Here is a 797-nt window from a genome sequence, read left to right on the forward strand (position 1 = left end):
ACCGTGACCGACAGCGACGGCGCCGTGCAAACCATCACCACCACCGTTGAAAGTGATGGTCACTGGGATATTGAAATCCCCAGTGCGCTTGCACAAGGTGACTTTACTGTAAGCGCCAGTATTACGGATGCTGCAGGCAATGAGAGTACAGCAAACAGCAGTGGTAATGTGGACACCATCACCCCGGTTGTGAGCGTGGATGCACTGGGCCTTGGCAACGACAGCACGCCAGTTGTTAGTGGTACCTCAACAGAGCCAGAAGGCACCGTTGTAAACATTGTTATTACCGACAGTAATGGTGATGAGTATCCAATCACCGCTACCGTTGATGCAAACGGTGAATGGCAAGCGACTAGCCCTGAATTACCAGATGGGGGCTACAGTGTACAAGCCAGCATTACCGATGCGGCAGGGAACACTGGCGGCGCCGTTCAATCAGGCACGCTTGATACCCTAGCGCCGACATTGACACTGGATACCGTGGGCGCGACCAACGACAGCACGCCAACAATCAGCGGAAGCAGCAATGCGCCAGCGGGCACAGTGATAAACATCAGTGTGAGCGATGGCACCACAACCGAAACGTTCACCGCGACAGTACAAGCCGACGGCAGTTGGTCAGCAGATGTACCAACTGCATTAGCTGATGGAGAGCTGACCATTGAAGCCAGCGTGAGCGATAGCGCCGGTAACACCACCACATTAAGTGAAACCGCGACGCTTGATACGAATGCACCAAGCATTAGCATTAATGCCTTGGTTGATACCAACGACACCACGCCAACCATTAATGGTAC

At 53.6% G+C, this 797-nt stretch carries 1 protein-coding gene; it reads left to right on the forward strand.

All coding sequences use genetic code 11. The features are described 5' to 3' along the window. Positions 1-797, forward strand: a 797-nt coding sequence (locus J8L73_RS19145) for an Ig-like domain-containing protein (RefSeq protein WP_211019466.1), incomplete at both ends; no start/stop codon positions are given.

Origin of the sequence: Pseudoalteromonas sp. MMG006 (genome assembly GCF_018101025.1) — a bacterium.
Lineage (GTDB): Bacteria > Pseudomonadota > Gammaproteobacteria > Enterobacterales > Alteromonadaceae > Pseudoalteromonas.